Source organism: Kitasatospora sp. SC0581, from assembly GCF_048159585.1.
Lineage (GTDB): Bacteria > Actinomycetota > Actinomycetes > Streptomycetales > Streptomycetaceae > Kitasatospora.
On record NZ_JBLRWA010000332.1, the window covers coordinates 1 to 312 of the forward strand.

General features: G+C 79.8%; 1 protein-coding gene. It reads right to left on the bottom strand.

The window, feature by feature from the left end:
- Window positions 1-312 (bottom strand): ATP-binding cassette domain-containing protein (locus ACLWS4_RS38335; protein WP_416876616.1); only part of this gene is annotated, 312 nt, incomplete at both ends.

Sequence of the window (312 nt, forward strand, 5' to 3'; positions counted from 1 at the left end):
GCGGAGAGGGCGGCCGGATCGGGCAGCTCGGCCGACGGGCCGCCGAGCCGGGCCAGCAGCGCGGTGGCGCCCACCTCGGCCGCCGCGTCGGCGAGTTGGGCGTCGGTGGCGTCCGGGCGCAGCCAGCGCAGGTTCTCACCGACGGTGCCGGCGAACAGGTACTCCTCCTGGGGCAACAGCGCCACCAGCCGGGCCCGTTGGGGCCCCGGGAGGGCGTGCGGGGCGGTGCCGCCCAGGCTGACCGTGCCCTGCTGCGGGGGCAGCAGCCCGGCCAGCAGGGCGCCCAGGGTGGACTTGCCGGCGCCGCTCGGG